General features: G+C 60.5%; 17 protein-coding genes. 3 read left to right on the forward strand and 14 right to left on the reverse strand.

The window, feature by feature from the left end; genetic code table 11:
* Positions 1-80 precede the first annotated feature (80 nt).
* Genes sapF through sapC form a run of 3 tightly spaced genes read right to left on the reverse strand, consistent with a single transcriptional unit; the run spans position 81 to position 2,769 of the window.
* The gene (gene sapF / locus MC269_RS08560; RefSeq protein ID WP_081138149.1) at positions 81-884 is read right to left on the reverse strand and encodes a putrescine export ABC transporter ATP-binding protein SapF; all 804 of its coding nucleotides are present in this window, start codon (positions 882-884) and stop codon (positions 81-83) included.
* Positions 884-1,879, reverse strand: coding sequence for a putrescine export ABC transporter ATP-binding protein SapD (sapD, locus tag MC269_RS08565; protein WP_081138151.1), 996 nt, complete (start codon positions 1,877-1,879; stop codon positions 884-886). The genes sapF and sapD overlap by 1 nt, the downstream gene beginning before the upstream one ends.
* Positions 1,879-2,769 carry a putrescine export ABC transporter permease SapC gene (gene sapC / locus MC269_RS08570; protein WP_239954850.1) on the reverse strand — a complete coding sequence of 297 codons (891 nt, stop codon included), beginning with the start codon at positions 2,767-2,769 and terminating at the stop codon, positions 1,879-1,881. The genes sapD and sapC overlap by 1 nt, the downstream gene beginning before the upstream one ends.
* 255 nt (positions 2,770-3,024) lie before the next feature.
* Here sapC and MC269_RS08575 point away from each other — a divergent pair, with 255 nt between their 5' ends.
* Complete coding sequence (locus MC269_RS08575; protein ID WP_239954851.1) at positions 3,025-3,408, forward strand: cupin domain-containing protein; 384 nt, start codon at positions 3,025-3,027, stop codon at positions 3,406-3,408.
* Between the two features lies 1 nt (position 3,409).
* Here MC269_RS08575 and MC269_RS08580 read toward each other — a convergent pair whose 3' ends face one another.
* From MC269_RS08580 to MC269_RS08590, 3 genes are all read right to left on the reverse strand, one after another.
* The gene (locus tag MC269_RS08580; RefSeq protein ID WP_239954853.1) at positions 3,410-4,897 is read right to left on the reverse strand and encodes a GGDEF domain-containing protein; all 1,488 of its coding nucleotides are present in this window, start codon (positions 4,895-4,897) and stop codon (positions 3,410-3,412) included.
* A gap of 762 nt (positions 4,898-5,659) precedes the next feature.
* Positions 5,660-7,102 carry a methyl-accepting chemotaxis protein gene (locus MC269_RS08585; RefSeq protein WP_305802682.1) on the reverse strand — a complete coding sequence of 481 codons (1,443 nt, stop codon included), beginning with the start codon at positions 7,100-7,102 and terminating at the stop codon, positions 5,660-5,662.
* 367 nt (positions 7,103-7,469) lie between these two features.
* Positions 7,470-7,700 (reverse strand): transcriptional regulator, encoded by a 231-nt coding sequence (locus tag MC269_RS08590; protein WP_239954856.1) that lies wholly within the window; start codon positions 7,698-7,700, stop codon positions 7,470-7,472.
* A 321-nt stretch (positions 7,701-8,021) separates the two neighbouring features.
* Between MC269_RS08590 and MC269_RS08595 the strand changes: the two genes are divergently transcribed.
* Entirely contained in the window at positions 8,022-8,225 is a 204-nt protein-coding gene (locus tag MC269_RS08595) for a DUF3606 domain-containing protein (RefSeq protein WP_081138163.1), read from the forward strand.
* Here MC269_RS08595 and MC269_RS08600 read toward each other — a convergent pair.
* The 8 genes from MC269_RS08600 to arnB all read right to left on the reverse strand — a co-directional run bounded on the left by MC269_RS08600 (position 8,222) and on the right by arnB (position 17,380).
* Positions 8,222-9,667 (reverse strand): methyl-accepting chemotaxis protein, encoded by a 1,446-nt coding sequence (locus MC269_RS08600; protein ID WP_239954857.1) that lies wholly within the window; start codon positions 9,665-9,667, stop codon positions 8,222-8,224. The genes MC269_RS08595 and MC269_RS08600 overlap by 4 nt on opposite strands.
* A 339-nt stretch (positions 9,668-10,006) precedes the next feature.
* A complete protein-coding gene (gene arnF, locus MC269_RS08605; protein WP_371824364.1) occupies positions 10,007-10,390 on the reverse strand; it encodes a 4-amino-4-deoxy-L-arabinose-phosphoundecaprenol flippase subunit ArnF in 384 nt (127 codons plus the stop codon).
* Positions 10,387-10,707, reverse strand: a complete 321-nt coding sequence (gene arnE / locus MC269_RS08610) for a 4-amino-4-deoxy-L-arabinose-phosphoundecaprenol flippase subunit ArnE (protein ID WP_239954859.1) — start codon at positions 10,705-10,707, stop codon at positions 10,387-10,389. The genes arnF and arnE overlap by 4 nt, the downstream gene beginning before the upstream one ends.
* Positions 10,704-12,365 (reverse strand): lipid IV(A) 4-amino-4-deoxy-L-arabinosyltransferase, encoded by a 1,662-nt coding sequence (gene arnT, locus MC269_RS08615; RefSeq protein ID WP_239954861.1) that lies wholly within the window; start codon positions 12,363-12,365, stop codon positions 10,704-10,706. Before arnT ends, arnE begins: the two co-directional genes overlap by 4 nt.
* A gap of 27 nt (positions 12,366-12,392) precedes the next feature.
* Positions 12,393-13,283 carry a 4-deoxy-4-formamido-L-arabinose-phosphoundecaprenol deformylase gene (arnD, locus tag MC269_RS08620; RefSeq protein WP_239954864.1) on the reverse strand — a complete coding sequence of 297 codons (891 nt, stop codon included), beginning with the start codon at positions 13,281-13,283 and terminating at the stop codon, positions 12,393-12,395.
* On the reverse strand, positions 13,280-15,259 hold the full coding sequence (gene arnA, locus MC269_RS08625; protein ID WP_239954867.1) for a bifunctional UDP-4-amino-4-deoxy-L-arabinose formyltransferase/UDP-glucuronic acid oxidase ArnA: 1,980 nt from the start codon (positions 15,257-15,259) through the stop codon (positions 13,280-13,282). Before arnA ends, arnD begins: the two co-directional genes overlap by 4 nt.
* On the reverse strand, positions 15,256-16,242 hold the full coding sequence (gene arnC, locus MC269_RS08630) for an undecaprenyl-phosphate 4-deoxy-4-formamido-L-arabinose transferase (RefSeq protein WP_239954870.1): 987 nt from the start codon (positions 16,240-16,242) through the stop codon (positions 15,256-15,258). The genes arnA and arnC overlap by 4 nt, the downstream gene beginning before the upstream one ends.
* Before the next feature lies 1 nt (position 16,243).
* Positions 16,244-17,380, reverse strand: coding sequence for a UDP-4-amino-4-deoxy-L-arabinose aminotransferase (arnB, locus tag MC269_RS08635; protein ID WP_239954873.1), 1,137 nt, complete (start codon positions 17,378-17,380; stop codon positions 16,244-16,246).
* A gap of 1,010 nt (positions 17,381-18,390) precedes the next feature.
* Between arnB and MC269_RS08640 the strand changes: the two genes are divergently transcribed.
* Positions 18,391-19,575 carry an MFS transporter gene (locus tag MC269_RS08640; RefSeq protein WP_239954876.1) on the forward strand — a complete coding sequence of 395 codons (1,185 nt, stop codon included), beginning with the start codon at positions 18,391-18,393 and terminating at the stop codon, positions 19,573-19,575.
* Positions 19,576-19,579 lie beyond the last annotated feature (4 nt).

The raw sequence follows: 19,579 nt of genomic DNA on the forward strand, positions 1-19,579 counted from the left end.
CCGGTTAAAAAATAAGCGACCGACGTTAATCGACGAGCGATTCTAGCACGTCTCGGGCAAATGGGGTAAACCAACCTGATTTAGCGCGCCCGGCGCCAGGCTTCCGCCGTCAGCGCTTCGCCAAAGTGGCTCGAAATCAATCGTTTAGTCAGATCGTGCAGTGGAGAAGCCAGCACGTCGGCGGTGCCGCCGCGCTCCACCACTTCCCCCTGATGCATCACCAGCACCTGATCGCTGATATGCTTCATCATGCCGAGATGCTGCGTCACATAAATATAGGTGATGCCGTGTTTCTCCTGTAGCTCCAGCATCAGGTTGACCAGCTGTGAACGCATGGTCATATCGAGCGAGGCGAGGGCCTCGTCGGCGACAATCACCTTCGGCTGCAGGATCAGCGCGCGCGCCAGGCCAAGGCGCTGCTTCTGGCCGGGCGCCAGCATATGGGGATAGTAGCCGGCGTGGTCGCGCAGCAGGCCCACCTGACGCAGCGTGGCGATAATGCGTTTTTCGCGCGCCTCGGGCGCCAGGTCGCTGTTCAGCCGCAGCGGCAGATCGAGGATCTGGCTGACGCGCTGGCGCGGATTGAGCGAGGTAGAGGGATCCTGAAATATCATGCGGATGCGCTGGCTGCGGTAGCCGTAGTCGCCAAACTGCAGCGGGTGATCGTTAATCAGGATCTCGCCCGCGCTCGGGGCCACCATGCCGCTCAGCATCTTCGCCAGCGTCGACTTGCCGGAGCCGTTCTCGCCGATAATCGCCAGCGTCTGCTTCTCGCGCAGGGTAAAGCTCACCGATTTTACCGCCTCGACGTGCTGGCGGCGAAACAGGCCGGTGCGATAGCGAAAGGTCTTGCTGAGGTTGCGCACTTCAAGCAGCGTCTCCATTACTGCTCCTCCATATTTAGCGGGAAGTGGCAGGCGAACAGATGCGTTTTACTGCCGCTGAGACGCGGCGTTTCGACGCATTTGCGCTGCGCATAGGGACAGCGCGGGCCGAGGCGGCAGCCAATCGGCAGGCTTTCCAGCGAGGGAATGGCGCCGGAGAGCGTGTTGAGCCGGCTCTTGTGCGGCAGCGAGCGGCCAAAATCGGGCATCGCGCGGATCAGCGCCTGGGTGTAGGGATGGTGCGGCGTGGTCATCAGATCGCTGCTGCCGGCGGTCTCCACGGTTTGGCCGCAGTACATGACGTTAATGCGATCCGCCCACTGGCTCATGGTGCGCAGATCGTGGCTTATCAGCAGAATGGTGGTGTTGTTGTTCTGATTAAGGCGGCTCAGCAGGCGGAATATTTGCGCCTGCGTCGTCGGCTCCATGGCGTTGGTCGGCTCGTCGGCGATCAGCAGACGCGGCTGGGTGGCCAGCGCGATAGCGATCATCACCTTCTGGCACTCCCCTTCGGTCAGCTCGTAGGGAAAGCTGCGCATAATATCTTTGTGATCTTTGATGCCGACGCGGTGCAGCAGCTCGATGGCGCGGGTTTTGCGCCAGAACCAGAAGCGGCGCAGCCAGGGCCCTTTAAAGGTCCAGCGTGGGATCGCCTGCATCAGCTGGCGGCCAATGCGCTCAGAGGGATCGAGACAGGACTGCGGCTCCTGAAAAATCATTGAGAAGTTGCGCCCGACGATACGGCGCCGCTCGCGCGGCGACAGGCGCAGCAGATCGACATCGTCAAACACCATACGGTCGGCGGTGACGCGCCAGTTATCCTTGGTGACGCCGCAAATCGCCTTCGCCACCAGACTTTTACCGGAGCCCGACTCGCCGACCAGCCCGCGCACTTCGCCTTCCGTCAGCGTCAGATTGATGCGATCCACCGCTTTAACCGGACCCTCTGCGGTCATAAATTCAATGGTCAGATTACGGATATCGAGTAACGGCATTATTCCACTCCCGCTTCTACAGCGCGGCGAATACCGTCGCCCAGCAGGTTAACAATTAAAACGCTGATCATCAGCGCCACGCCGGGCAGCATCACGGTCCAGGGCGCCACATAGACCAGCTCGAGCGAATCGCCGAGCATCGCGCCCCATTCGGGCGAGGGCAGCTGCGCGCCGAGATCGAGAAAGCCGAGCGCGGCGATATCGAGGATCGCCATCGACAGCGAGCGCGTCACTTCGCTGATCAGCGTCGGCAGCACGTTCGGCAGCAGCGCGTGGCGTAAAATATCGAGGTTGCTGGCGCCGTCGAGACGCGCCGCCACCACATACTCTTTTTCAAGCTCGTCATGCACCGCGCTGTAAATGTCGCGCACCAGCCGCGGCAACAGCGCCAGCCACACCGCCAGCAGCGCATGCTCCAGCCGCGGGCCGAGAAATGCCACCACGATAATCGCCAGCAGCAGCGACGGGATCGACAGCAACGTATCCAGCACGTGATTCATCACTGCCGAACGCAAACCGCGGGTGATCCCCGCCAGCACGCCCAGCACCAGGCCGCACAGCGTGGCGAACAGCGTCACCAGAATCGCCGAGCCCACCGTCGGCGCGACGCCGCTCAACAGGCGGCTCAGCACATCCCGGCCGAGATCGTCGGTGCCGAGGAAGAAAGAGACGTCGCCGTAGCGCGACCAGGAGGGCGGCAGCAGCTGATAGCCGAGAAACTGCTGATCGATGCCGTAGGGCGCCAGCAATCCGCCGAACAGACAAAGAAACAGCAGGGCGGCGAAGCCGTACAGGCCGATCATCGCGGTGGGGTTGCGATAAAAATGGTGCCAGCTGCGGCGAAAGGCGCCAGGCAGCCGCTTTTCGGCGTAGACGTTATCGTAGGGCATAGGCACTCGCCTGGTTTAACGCTTCATTAAAAAAAGAAAACATATAAATGCACTGCCTTGGGTTGCGCGGTGACAACGTCGAGGTCATTCCCGATCGCCACAGGGGATTATCCGTCGATATCCCGCTTACAGGCAAGGAAACAGCAGCAGCTATTTCATCGATGGATAACAGTTGGTTAGGATCCGCGCGTTCAGAACGGCGGTACGACGTGGCTAAGCTACACTCGAACCAGACCCTAATTAGCAGGAGCAACGATGAAGGATGAAAAAACCGAGCCCGTTCATAAACAGGTACTGCAAAGCGGCACCGCGTGGAACGGTCAGGCCTATGACGCCTACCCAGTCGGCAAGCCGCAGATTACGGTGATGCGTATGTCGCTGCCGGCGCATAGCGAGCTGCCCTGGCATACCCATCCCATGCCCAACACCGCCTATCTGCTCTCCGGCGAGCTGACCATTGAGGACAAAGCGAGCGGCGCGACGCACAGCGTAAAGGCCGGTGAGGCGATCAATGAAACCCTCGACAGCGCCCATCGCGGCTATACCCGCGACCAGCCGGCGGAGTTAGTGATCTTCTATGCAGGCGTAGAAGGGCAGCCGCTTTCCGTGCCGCTGCCGGGCGAGGCGTCGGAGTTTTAGCCTACAGCAGGCAGATGCCCTGCATGCCGGCGATGCAGTTGCGTCCCGATTTTTTCGCCGTGTAGAGCGCCTCGTCGGCGGCCAGCTTCAGGGCATCCGGCGTGCCGCCAGGAACGGAGGCGCCGATCCCGGCGCTGAGCGTCACGATTTTTTCCGGTAGCTCGCTGGCCTCGTGAGGCAAGGCCGCGCGGCGAATCGCCTCCAGCGCCCGGAACGCCACCTTCTCCGCATCCCGCGCCTCGGTGCCCGGCAAGATAATGGCGAACTCCTCGCCGCCGTAGCGCGTAACGCGGTCGGTGCTGCGCAGCGGAAGGTGCTTAAGCACCGCCGCCACCGCCTGCAGACAGCGGTCACCGGCGATATGTCCGTACGCGTCGTTGTAGCGCTTAAAGTAATCTACATCGAACATAATCAGGGAAACCGGCGTCATCGCGCCGTTCAGGCTTTTCTCCAGATAGAAATCGAACTGGCGCCGGTTGCCCAGCCCGGTTAGCCCGTCGAGCATCGCCAGATCGCTCAGGGTGCCGTTAAGCCGCTTTAGCTCATCCTGGCTGCGAATGAGCGCCTGCTGGCTCAGCCGGTTGGCGCGCAGCTGACGCAGGATCTGGAAGCCGAACAGCAGCACCAGCAGCCAGGTGAAAACGTTCACGCTGATGGCGGTGATATTGCTCATCCACCAGGCGTGCCGGATGGCCCGGGTTTCGTAGCCCACGGCTACCACCAGCGGATAGCGTTCCAGCCGGGCATAGCCGAACAGCCGCTCCTTGCCATCCAGACGACTCTTCCAGGTGGCGCTGCCGATGCGCGACTGGCTTAGCAGGGTGGTAAACAGCGGACTGGAAGAGAGGCTGCGGTTAATGACGCGGTCGGGAAAGGGGCGCGCATAGAGCAGCAGGCCGTCGGTGTTCATCAGCGCCAGCAGGTCGCCCGGCATCTGCTCATACCAGCCGTAGAACTGGCGGAAAAAACTGACTTTCACCGTGCCGAGCGCCACCCCCATAAAATTGCCCTCATCGTCGTTCAGGCGCAGCGAAACCGGGATAACCAGCTCGCCGGAACTGCGGCTGTTTACCACGTTGCCGATACGCACGCCAGGGTTTGCGTGGTCGCGGTGCCAGATAAAATATTCCCGATCGGCGTTATTCATCTGAGGATCGACATATCCGCGCGAGGTTGCCAGCCAGTTGCCCGCTTTGTCATAGACAAACAGGCCCGCCAGCTGCGGCAGAGGCACAGAGAGGCCCGCCAGAATGCCGTGGCTGCCGCTGTAGCTCGCCGGGCGGCTGAACAGCGCCTCCCGCTGACGCGCGATCTCGTCCAGCGCGATGCTGACCTGAAGAAAGGTGTCCTGCGCCTGGCGGGAAAGCGACAGCGACTGGTTGCGCGCCTGGATCGAGATATCCTGCAGCCGATCCTGCCAGGATTTCCATAACGCCCAGCTACAGGCGGTGACAATAAACAGGCTGATAAAAAGCAGGAACAGCAGCACGGATCGCTCCGTTGTCCTGTTACGCAAGGATGGCAATGTCGCTCACCGCTAAAACAAGGGGTTATCTGTAAAAGGTAGCAGTAAAACGCGGACCTGCTGACAGAGACGCTGTTGCTCTGGAGGTGGGGAGGGCTATCAACCCATCAAAAACCTCGCGTGGCAGTTAAGCATGGGGTGATAACGCAGTCTGGTGCCGCTCAGGGGCGGGCGGTCCTCGCGCCGCTGACGCGGTACCTTCACGCCATTCGCCTGCCTGACGGACCGGTGGGGATGGAACATCCCTGTTCCAGCCCCACCTTTCGCCCGCTTCCCTGCGTGCTCTCCTGGCTGACTCATTCTGTTCCGCGCTGCGAAATACCCGCCCCTGAGCGGCACCAGCCTGCTGGCCAGCTTCCTTTCGAGCTGCTGCAAAGGGCACCCTGTCTGAGGCCACTGCGCCTCCTCTGCTGTAGAGGGCTATTCGCAGCGCTGAGGCGGAGACGTTGTGCCAGGAGCCGGTCGCAGGGAGGCGACAGGCAGTTCGGGGAGGCCAGGATGGCCGTACCCGAACGGTCCGTCCGGCAAGACGTTGCAGCCGAAGGCACCGCGCAGCGGCGCGAGGACGGCCCGGCAGCAGAGGAGGTGCAGTGGCCCGCACCAGCATGCTCATACGCGTATACGAAAAGGCCGCCATTTTGAGAAAAAGGCGGCCTTACCTGAACATGACCTTAACTGACAAGCATTACACGGCGGCGAGGTTTTTTTTCATAAGGGGCAGGGATCTCAGGCGACCTTGAAGATCGCCGTGGCGCGGCTTAGCTGCGCCGCCTGCTCTTCCAGAGACGCGGCGGCGGCGGCGGCCTGCTCCACCAGCGCGGCATTCTGCTGCGTCACCTCGTCCATCTGAGTAATGGCGATGCCGACATGCTCGATGCCGTTAACCTGCTCGCCGGAGGCGGTGTAGATTTCCGACATGATGCTCGACACGTCGCTGATAGCGCTGACGATGCCGTTCATGGTGTTGCCCGCCTGCGCCGCTAGCTCGCTGCCTTCGGCAATGCGGTGGTTAGAGGCCTCGATTAACGATTTAATCTCTTTCGCGGCGGTGGCGCTGCGCTGCGCCAGCGCACGCACTTCGCTGGCAACCACGGCGAAGCCGCGGCCTTGCTCGCCGGCGCGCGCCGCTTCGACGGCGGCGTTCAGCGCCAGAATATTGGTCTGGAACGCGATGCTTTCAATGGTGCCGATAATATCCACCACGCTCTTCGAACTGCTGAAAATATCGGCCATGGTGGTCACCACGCGATCCACTGCGTCGCCGCCCTGCTGGGCAACGTGCGAGGCGTCAGACGCCAGCGTGCTGGCGTGTTGCGCATTTGCGGCGTTTTGTCTGACGGTGGCGGTTAACTGCTCCATGCTGGCCGAGGTTTCCTCCAGCGAGGCGGCCTGCTGCTCGGTGCGCGCGGAGAGGTCGGTGTTGCCCAGCGCGACCTCTTTAGAGGCGTTGTCGATGGAGAAGGCCGCGCGCTGGATATCAGAAACCACCTGCTTCAGCTGATCCTGCATGGTTTTGAAGGTGGCGATCAACACGCCGGTTTCATCGGTGGAGTGCGCCACAAGTGCGGTAGAGAGATCGCCAGCGGCGATCGCCTGCGCCGCGTTCACCGCCTCCGCCAGCGGACGCGTAATCGAACGGGCAAGCAGATAGCCCGCCGCAGAGGCGATGGCTAATCCCAGCAGCGCGCCGATAAACAGCGTCAGCCGGGTCTGCGTCTCAACGGCGCTTACCGACTGCTGACGCTGAGTCAGCAGGCTGGTTTCGCCGCTGACGATCGCCGCAATGGTCTGGCGCATCTGATCCATCTGCGGTTTGCCGCTGTTGGCGTCAAACGCGGCGTTAAAGTCGCTCTGCGACAGGGTACCGGCGTTGAGCGCCTGGCGGTGATTCAGCAGCGCCGTGGCAAAGCTTTCCTGCCACGCCTGCTGCTGGCGTAATAGTGTATTCAGGCGCGCCTGCTGCGCCGGATTATCTGCGGTCAGCGATTTCGCCTCCTGCAACTCTTTCAGGAAATCCGCCTGGCCTGTTTTCCACGGATCCAGCATCTCCTCTTTACCATTGATCGCATAGCCGCGCAGGCCGGTTTCCATATTCACCAGGTTTTGCGTCAGGGCGCGGCTCTTATCGATGACGCGCCAGCTGTGGATGTTCCAGTCATTTGAACTCACGATGCTGGTAAAGTTGCTGTAAAAAGCAGCGCAGAGAATTAATAACAGGGCCACGATCAGGCCGAAAGAAAAGAAAAATTTTCTCTTAATGGGTAAATTTTTAAACATCTGTTTCCCGTTTCATCTGTGTGAGCAAAATAAATAAAGAATCCATAAAAAGCAGTAGGTTATCGGCAGGTGAATCAGAGGCTTCAATTAAATATATGAAAGCGTTAACGTGGCGGATCAGGCTATTTCCAGCCGCCTGGCCTGGGCTTTCAACAACATGGCAAAGCGCATGAAAAGATTGAAGGGCGAAATTAATAAGCGCCGCAGGAAGGATGCAAAAAATGGCGCGGCCCTGCGCCAGCTTGTCGCCGTCAGCCCGCTAGCGTGGCGTCAGCTCAAAATGGGGATGTTTTCCCGCCAGTAACAGCAGCAGTTCATACTCGCCCTGGCTGAACAGCGCGGGATTTTTCGCCGCCTCTTTAAGTTGCCAGACCCGCAGGCTCAGGTTAAACCGCTCGGCGGCGCGCTCTTGCGTCATCCCGGCGGCAACGCGAAGCAGTCGCACGTCGGTCTGGACGATAACGCCTGGCTTAAAGGGTGTCGTGCTCATATTGATGTTCTCTGAAAAAAGTGTGGGCGCTGCTATAAAACGCTCTTTTTGGTTAATATCGCGTTTTAGCAATATCATTTTCTATTGATGTCATTAGCGAAGCGGTATGGAAAATATTTCATTGCGCTTCCCGGCTTTTTTATCTCCCTGTCGCTGCGGTTATTCAGATTTTATTCATCAGAACCCTCTCATAATGTCGCTACAGACCCCTTTAGAGATAAATCCGGTTTATATCCTGGGTCATTGGTTCACGATAAGTCGCTTCAAAATAAGGCCGTTATTCATGGCACCCGTTAACGTGCCGACGATCAGGAAACCGATATGAAAGACCCAATTGTTCGCCGCGTGCCCGCTGACCTCTCCCGTATTGAAATCAGTGAGCAGTGGCAGATCACCTTCTGGATGCTGACGCTGCATACCACCCAGGATCGGCTGGTCCGGGCCGTGCGCGAAGCGGGCCCGGAGACGGAGAGCGTGCGCAGCTGGCTGGACGCCAATCCACCAGCGCGCCCCCCGCGCGATTAATGGTGCAAAGCGACCCATTCACCCGCGTTGCTGCGCGGCTGGGCGTCAGCCGCGGCGGGCTGACCAGGCTGCGGCAGCGTCGCGTCGGGAAAGGTAAAATGGCTGATGACCGACGCGAGGATTTCCGTCCGGCCGTTAAGACTGCCGGCCGACGCCGCCACTTCCTGCACCAGCGACGCGTTCTGCTGCGTGACGCGATCCAGCTCGGCAATCGCCAGCGTGACCTGAGAAATGCCTTTGCTCTGTTCTTCCGAAGCGAGCGCGAACTGGGCGATCAGATCGTTCACCGTGGCGACGCGCGCGGTCACGCTGCCCATCGTATCGCCGGCGCGGCCGGCGGCGACGGCGCCTTCCTGCACGCGCGTCACGGCGCCATTAATTAAGCCTTCAATCTCTTTCGCGGCGGCGGCGCTGCGCTGGGCTAGGGTGCGCACCTCGGTGGCGACGACCGCAAAGCCGCGACCCTGCTCGCCGGCGCGCGCGGCCTCGACGGCGGCGTTAAGCGCCAGAATATTGGTCTGAAACGCAATGCTGTTAATGGTGGCGGTAAACTGGCGGATTTTTTCCGCCTCGCCGGCGATGTCGCCCATCAGGCGTGACACCGAGGTCACCAGGGTAGCGCCTTGCTGAGTGGTTTGCGCGGTCGCCTCCGCCAGCTGGCGCGCCTCACGCGCGCCTGCTGCGTTAGTTTTTACCGTGGCGCTCAGCTGCTCCATGCTGGCGGCGGTCTGTTCCAGCGCGGCCGCCTGCTGGGTGGTGCGATCGGAGAGATCGGCGTTGCCCGCCGCGATGCCTGCCGCTTCCTGGCGCAGCACGACGCTATTGTCGCGCACCGCCTGCACGGTGTTGAGCAGGCTCTGCTGCATCAGTCTGACCAGTGGTACCAGCTGACCGACGCAGTTGCGCCCAAAATCCTGCGGCTCGCGCGTCAGATCGCCCGCGGCGATGCCTTTGAAATGGGCGCGCATCACACCAAGGGGTCTGACCAAATGCACCACCAGAAAACGGTCGCAGAAGGCGAGCAGCCCCAGCGTGATCAGCGCGGCGACGAAAAAGGCGATTTCCAGCCGATGGCGATCTGTTACCGTCGCGGCTTCGTCGCTGTTCAGCTGCTGCTGCAGCGCCAGCAGCCGCTCGTTTGACGCCGCTGAAAACAGGGCGCTACCGTCAGTCAGGGCGGTGCGCAGCGGCGCCCAGTCGGCGCTGTCAGGCGCTTCCCCGGCGAGGGCCGCTTTTTCCTCTGCCGAGCCGGAGCGGATGACGTTGCCGGCGCGCGTCAGGAAAACAAGCTGGGCGGTAGCGGCATCTCTTCCCTGCGCCTGAAGGTGCATATCGCGCAGCACGGCTGAGCCATAGGCCCCGGCCAGCGCCACGACCAGCAGCGCCGCCAGTAAAATAACCTGGACGACCCTGCGAATAGTGAAGTTCTTGAGAAAGTGCATATCAGGTTCCCTGGTGTTATTGCTGTCTGGTCAAAGTGTATTGTGTCATTTTTAGTAGCTTGCTATTCGATTGCACGCTATCTTTTTGTTAATGACAGTCTGGCAGGCAATTTAAAAAAAGGAAATGAAAAACTGATTAATTTTTTTCTCGGCCAGTTATCGCCTTGTTTATTAAACTAAAATAAGCCACGGCGGCTAATGCTTTTAATCCGGGAAAACGTTTGGCCGATTTATTCCCTGGCTAAAACCATCATTATTTTAAATAAGTATCGGGCGGTATTATTTTTAAAGCGCGGCGGCAGAAATTTGCTTTAGTGACAAATTAGCTGCCGCGCGCGATTACCGGCGCGCCTTGTTGCGTGGCCAGCTGTTCAACAATAGCCCCAGCATAATCAATATCACGCCCGCCAGGCTGCTCCAGCGAAAGGGTTCGTTGAAAACCGGCAGCGAAACCGCCGCCAGCCACACCAGCACATAGCTCAGGCTAAGCAGTGGATAGAGTCGGTTAAGGGGCTGATGGTGCAGCGCCAGCAGCCAGCACAGCATCGATAAGCCATAGGCGGCCAGTCCGGCGCCCAGCAGCAGCAAGGCGGCGGGGTGTGCAATCCACCACAGGCTCAGCCAGTGAGAAACGGGCGGCACGCCGACCATCGCCACGCGCAGCGCCAGCTGAGCCAGCGACACCAGCAGGATGCTGCTCAGCGCCAGCAGCATCCCTTTCACAGATGGCTCCCCATCAGCGCAACGCCGACGACAATCGCCAGCGTGCCCAGCCACTGCCGCCGCGTAAAGCGCTCTCGCCAGATCGTGCGCGCGGCGATCGCCACCAGCACAAAGTTCAGGCTAAGCATCGGATAGGCGACGCCGACCGGCACCACGCGCAGCACCGCCAGCCACAGCAGCATCGCCACGCCCAGCAGCAGCAGGCTAAGCGCAATCCAGCGCTTGCCCTGGCGCAGGCCGACCGACGCCGCCTGTTTCTGGCTGAGCTGGGCGGCGCAGCTCAGCAGGCTCACCAGTAAGATCAGCAGGAGACTCATGGCGTGGCGTCATAGCCGTAGTAGACCAGGCGGCCCTGGCGATATTGCCTGTCCGGCGTCGGCAGATCGGCATCCGGCGCCGTCTGGCCGCTGTCGAGCAGCATCACCAGCGCGACGCTGTGGTGACGGCGATGCACCGCCAGCCAGCTGGGGAACGCCTTGCCGTCGACATAGCGCGACCGGGCGTCGGGGTAGCTCAGGCCATACTGCAGCTCGCCTTTGGCGTCAAAAAAGGTGATATCGCTGCGCCGCGTCTCCCAGGCCACCGCCGAGGCGATGCCGGGATTATCCGCCAGCAGCAGATCACTGGCGGCCAGCTGGCGGTGTATGACGTGGACAAAGCTCTGCGGCAGCTTGGCGTCGCGCACCTTTTGCGGGAGGGCGAAGCCGATCAGCAGTGCCAGCGCCAGCGGACAGAGCGCCGCCAGCTTCCAGCAGTTGCGGCCGGGGCGCAGGCTCAGCCAGCCCATTGCGGCCCAGCCGAGAAACGCCAGCGCGCCGCAGACCACGCGCAGCTTTTCATGGCTGCCATAGAGCGGACGATGCGCCAGCCCCCAGGGCGCCAGCACGCCAGCCACCAGCGCGGCGGCCAGCAGGCCAGACAGCAGGTTAATCCAGCCGTTGAGGGTAAAGACCTTCGCCAGCCGCGCGCTGGCGCCGTGGGCGTAGCGCGCCATCAGCAGCGCCAGCGGCGCGAAACAGGGCAGGATATAGGTCGGCAGTTTGCCTTTGGCGACGCTGAAAAACAGCAGCGGCAGCAGTACCCAGCTCAACAGATAGATCGCGCCGGGCTGCTGGGTGCGTGCGCGCCACGCGCTCAGCAGCGCGCCAGGCAGCAGCGCCAGCCACGGCAGGCTGCCCGCCAGCAACACCGGCAGGTAATACCAGAAGGGCGCTTTATGCTGGGCATCGGCTTCGGCAAAACGCTGAATGTGCTCAACCCAGAAAAAGTAGTGCCAGAAATCCCCTTCCTGACGATTAATCGCCAGCGCCCAGGGCGCGCTAATCAGCGCGGCGACAACGATGGTCAGAGGCCCCCAGCGCAACAGCTCGCCCATGCGGCGCTGCCAGATCGCCCAGGGGACGATGGCAAGCACCGGCACCGCCAGCGCCAGAAAGCCTTTGGTCATAAAGCCCATTGCGCAGGCGGCGCCGAGCAGCAGGTAGCCGCCCAGTCGCTGCTGCGTGGTGGTCGCCTGCGCCGCCAGCCAGTAGCTGCACATCGCCAGCACCAGCCAGAGCAGCAGCAGCGGATCGAGCACGGCATAGGTGCCGACGCCATACACCAGCAGCGAAGTGAGAAAAATCATGCTGGCGGTGAGGGCAATTTTATCGCTGTTGAACAGCCGCCGACCCAGCCAGTAGAGCAGCAGCGCGCTCAGCGCGGTGCAGAGAATCGACCCGGCGCGCACGCCAAAATTAGTCTGGCCAAAAATGAGCTGGCCGAGATTATTGATCCAGTAGCCGGCGATGGGCTTTTCAAAATAGCGCAGGTCGAAAAAGTGCGGCACCACCCAGTTGCCGCTGGCGATCATCTCGCGGCTAATTTCGGCGTAGCGCGTCTCATCCGGCTGCCACAGCGCACGGAACTCAATGGGGATCAGGTAATAGAGCGCGAAAAGCGCCAGCAGCAAAAGGGTTTTAGTGCCTGTACGCATCCGTGTTTCCTGTGAAAATAAATAGCGTTACGCCGGGTGCTGGCAGCCCAGCCAGCCTTCGCGTCCGGCGAGCTGGCCGCGCACTACACGCCCCTGCGGCAGGGTGCTGAGATCCGCGGGCAGCAGCTCGCTGAGCGGGCAGAAGCGGATGCCCAGCGCCTCTGCACGCCTCAGCAGCTCGGCAAAGGCGGTCAGGCCAACAATGCCCTCGACCTCGGCATGGATGGTGTAGACCGGTGAACCGGCGGCGGCCAGCATCTGCTGCAGAATAAAATCATTAAAACGGGCGGCGCTGACCTGCTGGCCGACCACTTCATCCCAGGTCGGCAGCGTCACCGGGATCTGCACCGTGCCGGGGCGGCCGTCGCTGAGCAGCGGCATAAACGGCCCGCTGCCGCGGCAGTCGCTGTTGTAGCGGAAGCCGAACGGCTGTTTGGCGGCGATGACCCGCTCGTCGGCGCGCCAGCCCGCCACGGCGGAGCAGGTGACGTTGTCACCTGTAATCGCCTCTAGCGCCGCTTTGCCGCGCGCGATCTGTTCGGTGAGCTTCTCCGGCGGCCAGACGCCCGCCCAGGTTTGCCAGGCGAAGTGATCCCAGGCGTGCAGGCCGACCTCATGGTGATCCGCCGTGGCGCGGATAATCTCTCCCAGCCCGCGCCCGATATCCCGGCCCGGCCAGGCGGTGCCCGCCAGCAGAATATCCCAGCCGTAAAGCGATGCCGCGCGCGAGCGCAGCATTTTCCACAGGAAGCGCGGCTTCATCAGACGCCACAGATGGCGTCCCATGTTGTCCGGTCCAACGCTGAAAAAGAAACTGGCCTGCAGCTGATGCAGGCTAAACTGCGCCAGCAGCGCCGGCACGCCCAGTTGCGTGCCGCGCCAGGTATCGACATCGACGCGCAAACCGACTTTCTTCATGGCTTGTACTGTAGCTCAACGGTGCGCAGGAAGAAGTCCAGCGTGTTATCGATGGTAGTGTCCATCTCCACCGTCGGCGTCCACGCCAGCAGGCGGCGCGCGTTTTTAATTGAGGGCTTACGATGCTCGACGTCCTGGTATCCTTTGCCGTAGTAGCTGCTGCTTTCCACCTCGCGGAAACCGGCGAAGGGCGGGAAGCGGTCGCGCAGCGGATGGCGCTCGAAGCTCGCCAGCAGACGTTCGGCCAGCTCTTTAATGCTCGCCTCGTTGTCCGGATTGCCGATATTGACGATTTGCCCGTCGCAGTTGTTGTTTTTGTTCTCAATAATGCGGAACAGCGCCTCGATGCCGTCGCGAATATCGGTGAAGCAGCGTTTCTGCGCGCCGCCGTCGATCAGCCTGATGGGCGACCCTTCGACCAGGTTAAGGATCAGCTGCGTAATGGCGCGCGAACTGCCGATGCGGGCGGCGTTGAGATTGTCGAGGCGCGGCCCCATCCAGTTAAACGGACGGAACAGGGTAAAGCGCAGCCCCTCTTTTTCGCCGTAGGCCCAGATGACGCGGTCCAGCAGCTGCTTCGACACCGAGTAGATCCAGCGCTGCTTGTTAATCGGGCCGACCACCAGGTTCGAGTGATCCTCATCGAAGTGGGCGTCGGTGCACATGCCGTACACTTCCGAGGTCGACGGGAAAATAATGCGCTTTTTGTACTTCACGCAGTCGCGGATAATTTTCAGGTTCTCTTCGAAGTCGAGTTCGAACACGCGCAGCGGGTTGCGGGTGTACTCGATGGGCGTGGCGATCGCCACCAGCGGCAGCACCACGTCGCACTTCTTGATGTGATATTCGATCCACTCAGAGTGAATGCTGATATCCCCTTCGACAAAATGAAAGCGCGGCTGCTCGAGGAAACGGCTGATGGCGTCAGAACCGATATCGAGTCCGTAAACCTCGAAGTTATCATCCTGCAGCAGGCGCTCGGTGAGATGGTTGCCGATAAAGCCGTTGACGCCGAGGATCAGCACGCGCGTGCGGCGTTTGATCGCGGCGATCGGCTGCGAATAGAGCAGCGCGCCTGGCACCATGCCGAGGCTCTGTGCCAGCTGGCTGCCGTTCATATAGACGCCGTTGTCGCTCTGGCCGGTGACGACCTCCAGCGCGCCTTCGCCGCAGGCGATGAGGAACGGCGCTACCGACAGCACGGTGCCGGGCTTCGCCTGCGGGGCATCGCTGTGCACGCGGCCTTTCCAGACCACGAATTTCACCGTGCCGGCGAAGGCGAAGGCGCCAGGCCAGGGATCGGTGACGGCGCGCACCAGGTTGTTGATCGCCTGCGCCGGGCGCGTCCAGTCGATGCGACCATCCTCCGGCGTGCGGCGGCCGACCTTCGTCGCCTCCGCCTCATTTTGCGGCGCGGCGGCGATCTCGCCGCGCTTGATCGCCGGCAGGGCGCTTTCCAGCAGCTGCGCGGCGCAGGCAACCAGCTTACGGTGCAGCGTCAGCGCATTGTCCTGCTCATCAATCGCCACGCGCTGCTGCGCCACGATGTCGCCGGCATCGGCGCGTTTCACCATGCGGTGCAGCGTGACGCCGGTTTCGGTTTCGCCGTTGACCAGCACCCAGTTAAGCGGCGCGCGTCCGCGGTATTTAGGCAGCAGGGAACCGTGCAGGTTAAAGGCGCCGACGCGCGCGCAGTCAAGAATGGTGCTGCTGAGCAGCGCGCGGTAGTAGAAGGAGAAAATAACATCAGGCTGCATCGCCCTGATGCGGTCGACCCACAGCGGGTGGCTGGCATCTTCCGGCGCGTACACCGGAATGCCGTGCTCGGCCGCGAGGCGCGCCACGGAGGGAAAAGCGTGGCTTTCCGGCGAGGTGTCGGCGTGGGTAAAAATTGCGCTGATCTCATAGCCTGCGTTCAACAGGGCGGTAATGCCGGCACAACCCATTTCGGCGTAGGCGAAGACGATGGTTTTCATTGCTCAGTTTCCTGTACAGAAGAAGCATGCTGCTGCGGAGAGATAACACGCTGGATGAAGTAACGCGGACGAGCGCGAACATCGTTGTAGATACGGCCGATATACTCGCCAAGCAGGCCCATGCCGACGAACTGCGCGCCGACGAAAATAAACAGCACGGCAAACAGCATAAACACGCCGTCGCCGGCCCAGCTGGTGCCGAGGAACAGGCGCAGCACGATCAGCGTCAGCGAGAAGGCGAAGCCGGCCAGCGCGATCAGGCTGCCGACGATGCTGAGCAGACGCAGCGGCGTGGTGGTAAGGCAGGTCACCAGGTCGTACATCAGATTAATCAGCTTCATAAAGCTGTATTTGGAGTCGCCAAATTCACGTTCGGCGTGGGTGACCGGCAGCTCAATGGTGCGGCGCGCGAAGGTGTTGGCGAGGATCGGAATAAAGGTACTGCGCTCGTGGCAGTTGAGCATCGCCTCGACGATATGGCGGCGATAGGCGCGCAGCATACAGCCGTAATCGCCCATCGCCTTGCCGGTGACGCGCTGGATCAAATGGTTAATGGCGCGCGAGGCGCGGCGGCGAAACCAGCTGTCCTGGCGGTTTTGCCGCACGGTGCCGACCACGTCATAGCCCTGCTGCGCCGCCTGCACCAGACGCGGGATCTCTTCCGGCGGGTTTTGCAGGTCCGCATCCAGCGTAATGGTCAGGTCACCGGAGACATGGCTAAAGCCCGCCATAATCGCCGAGTGCTGGCCGTAGTTGCGGTTCAGCAAAACGCCGACCACATGGCTGCCGGGCCGCGCGGCGGCGTCGGCGATCAGCTCAGCGGATCGATCGGCGCTGCCGTCATCCACCAGCAGGATCTCATACTCCAGCCCGAGACCGCTGCAGGCGCTCTCGGTGCGGCGCATCAGCTCGGGCAGGCTCTCTTCTTCATTAAAGACCGGGATCACCACGGAGACTTTACGAATCGGTTGTTCTGGCTGCATCTCAGACTCCCGCGATCTGACGTAACGCGCCGATTACGCGCTCGACATCCTCATCGCGCATATCCGGGAACAGCGGCAGCGAGCAGATGCGCTCGCTGTTCCATTCGGTGTTGGGCAGAGAGAGATGCGGATAGCGTTCGCGGTAATATTTGTGGGTGTGGGCGGCGCGGAAGTGCAGGCCGGTGCCGATATCCACCGCTTTAAGCGCCTCCATCAGCGCATCGCGGCTGATGCCGCAGGCCGCCTCGTCGACGCGAATGATAAACAGATGCCAGGCGTGCTGATGCGGCCAGTCAGGCTGCGCCAGCGGCAGAAAGGGGGTGTCGGCCAATGCGTGCAGATAGCGCTGGGCGATGGCGGCGCGGCGCGCGTTAAAGTCCGACAGCCTGTTAAGCTGCACCAGCGCGATGGCGGCGCTGATATCGGGCAGGTTGTATTTAAAGCCCGGCACGATCACTTCCGCCTGCGGCTTGCGGCCGTGGGTATGACGATCGTAGGCATCGACGCCGAGTCCGTGAAACTTCAGGCTGCGCATGCGATCCGCCAGCGCCGCATCGTCGGTGACGATCAGGCCGCCTTCGGCGCAGGTCATATTTTTGATGGCGTGAAAGGAGAAGATCGCCGTACCGGCGTGGCCGATATGCCTCTCCTTGTAGTAGCAGCCGGCGGCGTGCGCGGCGTCTTCGATGACCGGGATGGCGTGGCGCTGGCCGACGGCGCGGATGGCGTCGATATCAGCAGGCGCGCCGGCATAGTGGACGGGAATGATGGCGCGGGTGCGCGGTGTGATCGCCGCTTCCACCTGTTCCGCCGTCACCATCAGCGTGTCGCGATCGATATCCACCATCACCGGCGTCGCGCCCAGCAGGATAATGATATTCAGGGTCGACACCCAGGTCAGCGACGGAGTGATCACCTCATCCCCCGGCTGAATGTCGAGCGCCAGCAGCGTGACGTGCATGCCTGCGGTGGCCGAGCTGACCGCTATAGCGTGCTGATTGCCGGTCAGCTGGCAGAAAGCCTGCTCAAGCGCCGCATTCTGCGGGCCGGTGGTGATCCAGCCTGAGGCGAACACCGCCTGAACCGCCGCCAGCTCGTCCTGACCAAGCGACGGGCGTGAAAAGGGAAGAAATGACATTGTTAATTTCCATCCAACTGATTGAGCAAAATAAAATTATCAGGGGCGATAATTTCGTTTTTATATCCCAGCAAGAAACGGCAATAATAAAATTTATTTTCTTTTTGTTGATGCAGCGTTTACTTTTTCACGTTGCGACAGACGGTTAACGGCGTGAATAACAAAAACAATAGTCGCCAAACCTTAAGGAACCCTTAAAACCTAAAATAACCTCATTCAGTGTGACAGCGCGACGTGTTACGCCCTGGGTAGCCTGTGTAAATTAATAAAACCTTAATAAATAATTCCAGGTTTTAAAATGATCGCGATCTTTTCTGAAAGGGTTGATTAATATTTCCTTCAGCAACATGAAGAGTGACGGGAGCAAAGAGGCGCTGGCATTGGCAGTGAGAACGGCCATGTTTAAAACAGCTTATCTGCGACAGCAACGCGTTTTTCCTGTTAAAACAGGCGGAAAACTATTTATTTTAATCTTAAGGTTAAATTAATGCAGACGACTAAAGGAAGGACATAGCGCATATCCTCTCCTGACTGTTTTTTTATTTCGTTCTAACGGCCAAAAACAGGGAGTAATCTTGCGTAATGTTGATAGCCTGTGCCTTTCTCAGCGATAGGTTTTTCTGATGTGTCAATTTATGTCAGGGTGTTGAATATTGTATATCAAATGCAACTTATTAATGTTTAACGCCATGAGCAGCTTTTATTACCTGACGCTTGAATGCGATCCCTCTGGATGCTTTGTACTGCATAGCAAATCCTGTCGTCATTTGCCTGACATTACCCTGCGGATCTTTATCGGCACATTTTATCATCCCAGAGATGCACTGCTAAATGCGAAATACCGCAAAGTGAACTCCCGACCTTGCCCATGGTGTCTGGGAGAGGTAATGAAATCCACGCCATAAGCGCGTCACTTTTTTCATTGCGCTGGCCTGGAAAAAATACGCCTTTTATTAACCTGTAACCAAATATGTTGTTTAATGCGTTTTTCGTCAGGCTAAGGAACAGTGATGTTTGCTCGCTTTACCACACTCAGACGCATACCCGGTGGCGTATGGATTATCGGCTTCGTCAGTCTGCTAATGGATGTGTCATCAGAGATGATACACAGCCTGCTTCCTCTTTTTATGGCTACCGCGCTCGGCACGCCGGTGGTGATAATTGGCCTGATTGAGGGCATCGCCGAGGCCACCGCGCTCTGCATTAAGATCTTTTCCGGCGTCATCAGCGACGCTATCGGCAAACGCAAAGGGCTGGCGGTGGTGGGCTATGGACTTGGCGCGCTCAGTAAACCGCTTTTTGCACTGGCATCGACCGCCGGTATGATTTTCGGCGCCCGCATGATCGATCGGGTAGGAAAGGGGATCCGCGGCGCCCCGCGCGATGCGCTGGTCGCCGACGTCACGCCACCGGAAATCCGTGGTGCCGCCTATGGCCTGCGTCAGGCGCTTGATACCACCGGCGCCTTCCTGGGCCCGCTGCTCGCCGTCGGGCTGATGCTGCTGTGGGACAACGATTTTCGCGCCATATACTGGGTCGCGGTGATCCCTGCCTTTCTGGCCGTTGGCCTGCTGATAGTCGGCTTAAAAGAGCCGCGCGTGCCGGTTACCGCGCCGCGCACCAGCCCGATTAAAAAAGAGAATCTGCAACGGCTTGGCGCGGCGTGCTGGTGGGTAATTGGCCTCGGTGGCGTTTTTACCCTGGCCCGCTTCAGCGAGGCGTTTCTTGTGCTGCGCGCCCAGGAGGTCGGCCTGCCGCTTGCGCTTATTCCGCTGGTGATGGTCGCCATGAACCTGGTCTACTCGTTAACCGCTTATCCCTTCGGACGCTGGTCAGACAGCGTTAGCCATCGTCGGCTGCTGCAGGCTGGCCTTGGCGTGCTGATTGCCGCTGACGTGGTGCTGGCGCTCAGTCAGAGCTGGGCTGGCATCCTTGCCGGCATCGCGCTGTGGGGCGTCCATATGGGCATGACGCAGGGGCTGCTCAATGCCATGATCGCCCGCACGGCGCCGGCTGACCTGCGCGGAACGGCGTTCGGCTTTTTCAGTCTGCTGAGCGGCGTGGGGCTGCTGCTGGCCAGCGCTGGCGCCGGTCTACTCTGGGAACTGTGGGGGTCTGCATCCACCTTTTTTGCCGGCGCGGTTATCTGCCTCTTTACCCTGGTTTTAACCCGCTTCGCTCCTGAGCGCGCGTAAGGGA

It is taken from the genome of Pantoea sp. Z09, from assembly GCF_022394795.1.
Taxonomy (GTDB): domain Bacteria; phylum Pseudomonadota; class Gammaproteobacteria; order Enterobacterales; family Enterobacteriaceae; genus Pantoea; species Pantoea latae.

Excerpts from the sequence above, each read along its gene's own strand:
- sapD (WP_081138151.1), bottom strand. The coding sequence starts at position 1,879 with ATGCCGTTACTCGATATCCGTAATCTGACCATTGAATTTATGACCGCA.
- arnD (WP_239954864.1), bottom strand. The coding sequence starts at position 13,283 with ATGAAGAAAGTCGGTTTGCGCGTCGATGTCGATACCTGGCGCGGCACG.
- MC269_RS08600 (WP_239954857.1), bottom strand. The coding sequence starts at position 9,667 with ATGCACTTTCTCAAGAACTTCACTATTCGCAGGGTCGTCCAGGTTATT.
- MC269_RS08590 (WP_239954856.1), bottom strand. The coding sequence starts at position 7,700 with ATGAGCACGACACCCTTTAAGCCAGGCGTTATCGTCCAGACCGACGTG.
- arnB (WP_239954873.1), bottom strand. The coding sequence starts at position 17,380 with ATGTCATTTCTTCCCTTTTCACGCCCGTCGCTTGGTCAGGACGAGCTG.
- MC269_RS08595 (WP_081138163.1), top strand. The coding sequence starts at position 8,022 with ATGAAAGACCCAATTGTTCGCCGCGTGCCCGCTGACCTCTCCCGTATT.
- arnC (WP_239954870.1), bottom strand. The coding sequence starts at position 16,242 with ATGCAGCCAGAACAACCGATTCGTAAAGTCTCCGTGGTGATCCCGGTC.
- sapC (WP_239954850.1), bottom strand. The coding sequence starts at position 2,769 with ATGCCCTACGATAACGTCTACGCCGAAAAGCGGCTGCCTGGCGCCTTT.
- arnT (WP_239954861.1), bottom strand. The coding sequence starts at position 12,365 with ATGCGTACAGGCACTAAAACCCTTTTGCTGCTGGCGCTTTTCGCGCTC.
- MC269_RS08640 (WP_239954876.1), top strand. The coding sequence starts at position 18,391 with ATGTTTGCTCGCTTTACCACACTCAGACGCATACCCGGTGGCGTATGG.
- arnA (WP_239954867.1), bottom strand. The coding sequence starts at position 15,259 with ATGAAAACCATCGTCTTCGCCTACGCCGAAATGGGTTGTGCCGGCATT.
- arnE (WP_239954859.1), bottom strand. The coding sequence starts at position 10,707 with ATGAGTCTCCTGCTGATCTTACTGGTGAGCCTGCTGAGCTGCGCCGCC.
- MC269_RS08575 (WP_239954851.1), top strand. The coding sequence starts at position 3,025 with ATGAAGGATGAAAAAACCGAGCCCGTTCATAAACAGGTACTGCAAAGC.
- sapF (WP_081138149.1), bottom strand. The coding sequence starts at position 884 with ATGGAGACGCTGCTTGAAGTGCGCAACCTCAGCAAGACCTTTCGCTAT.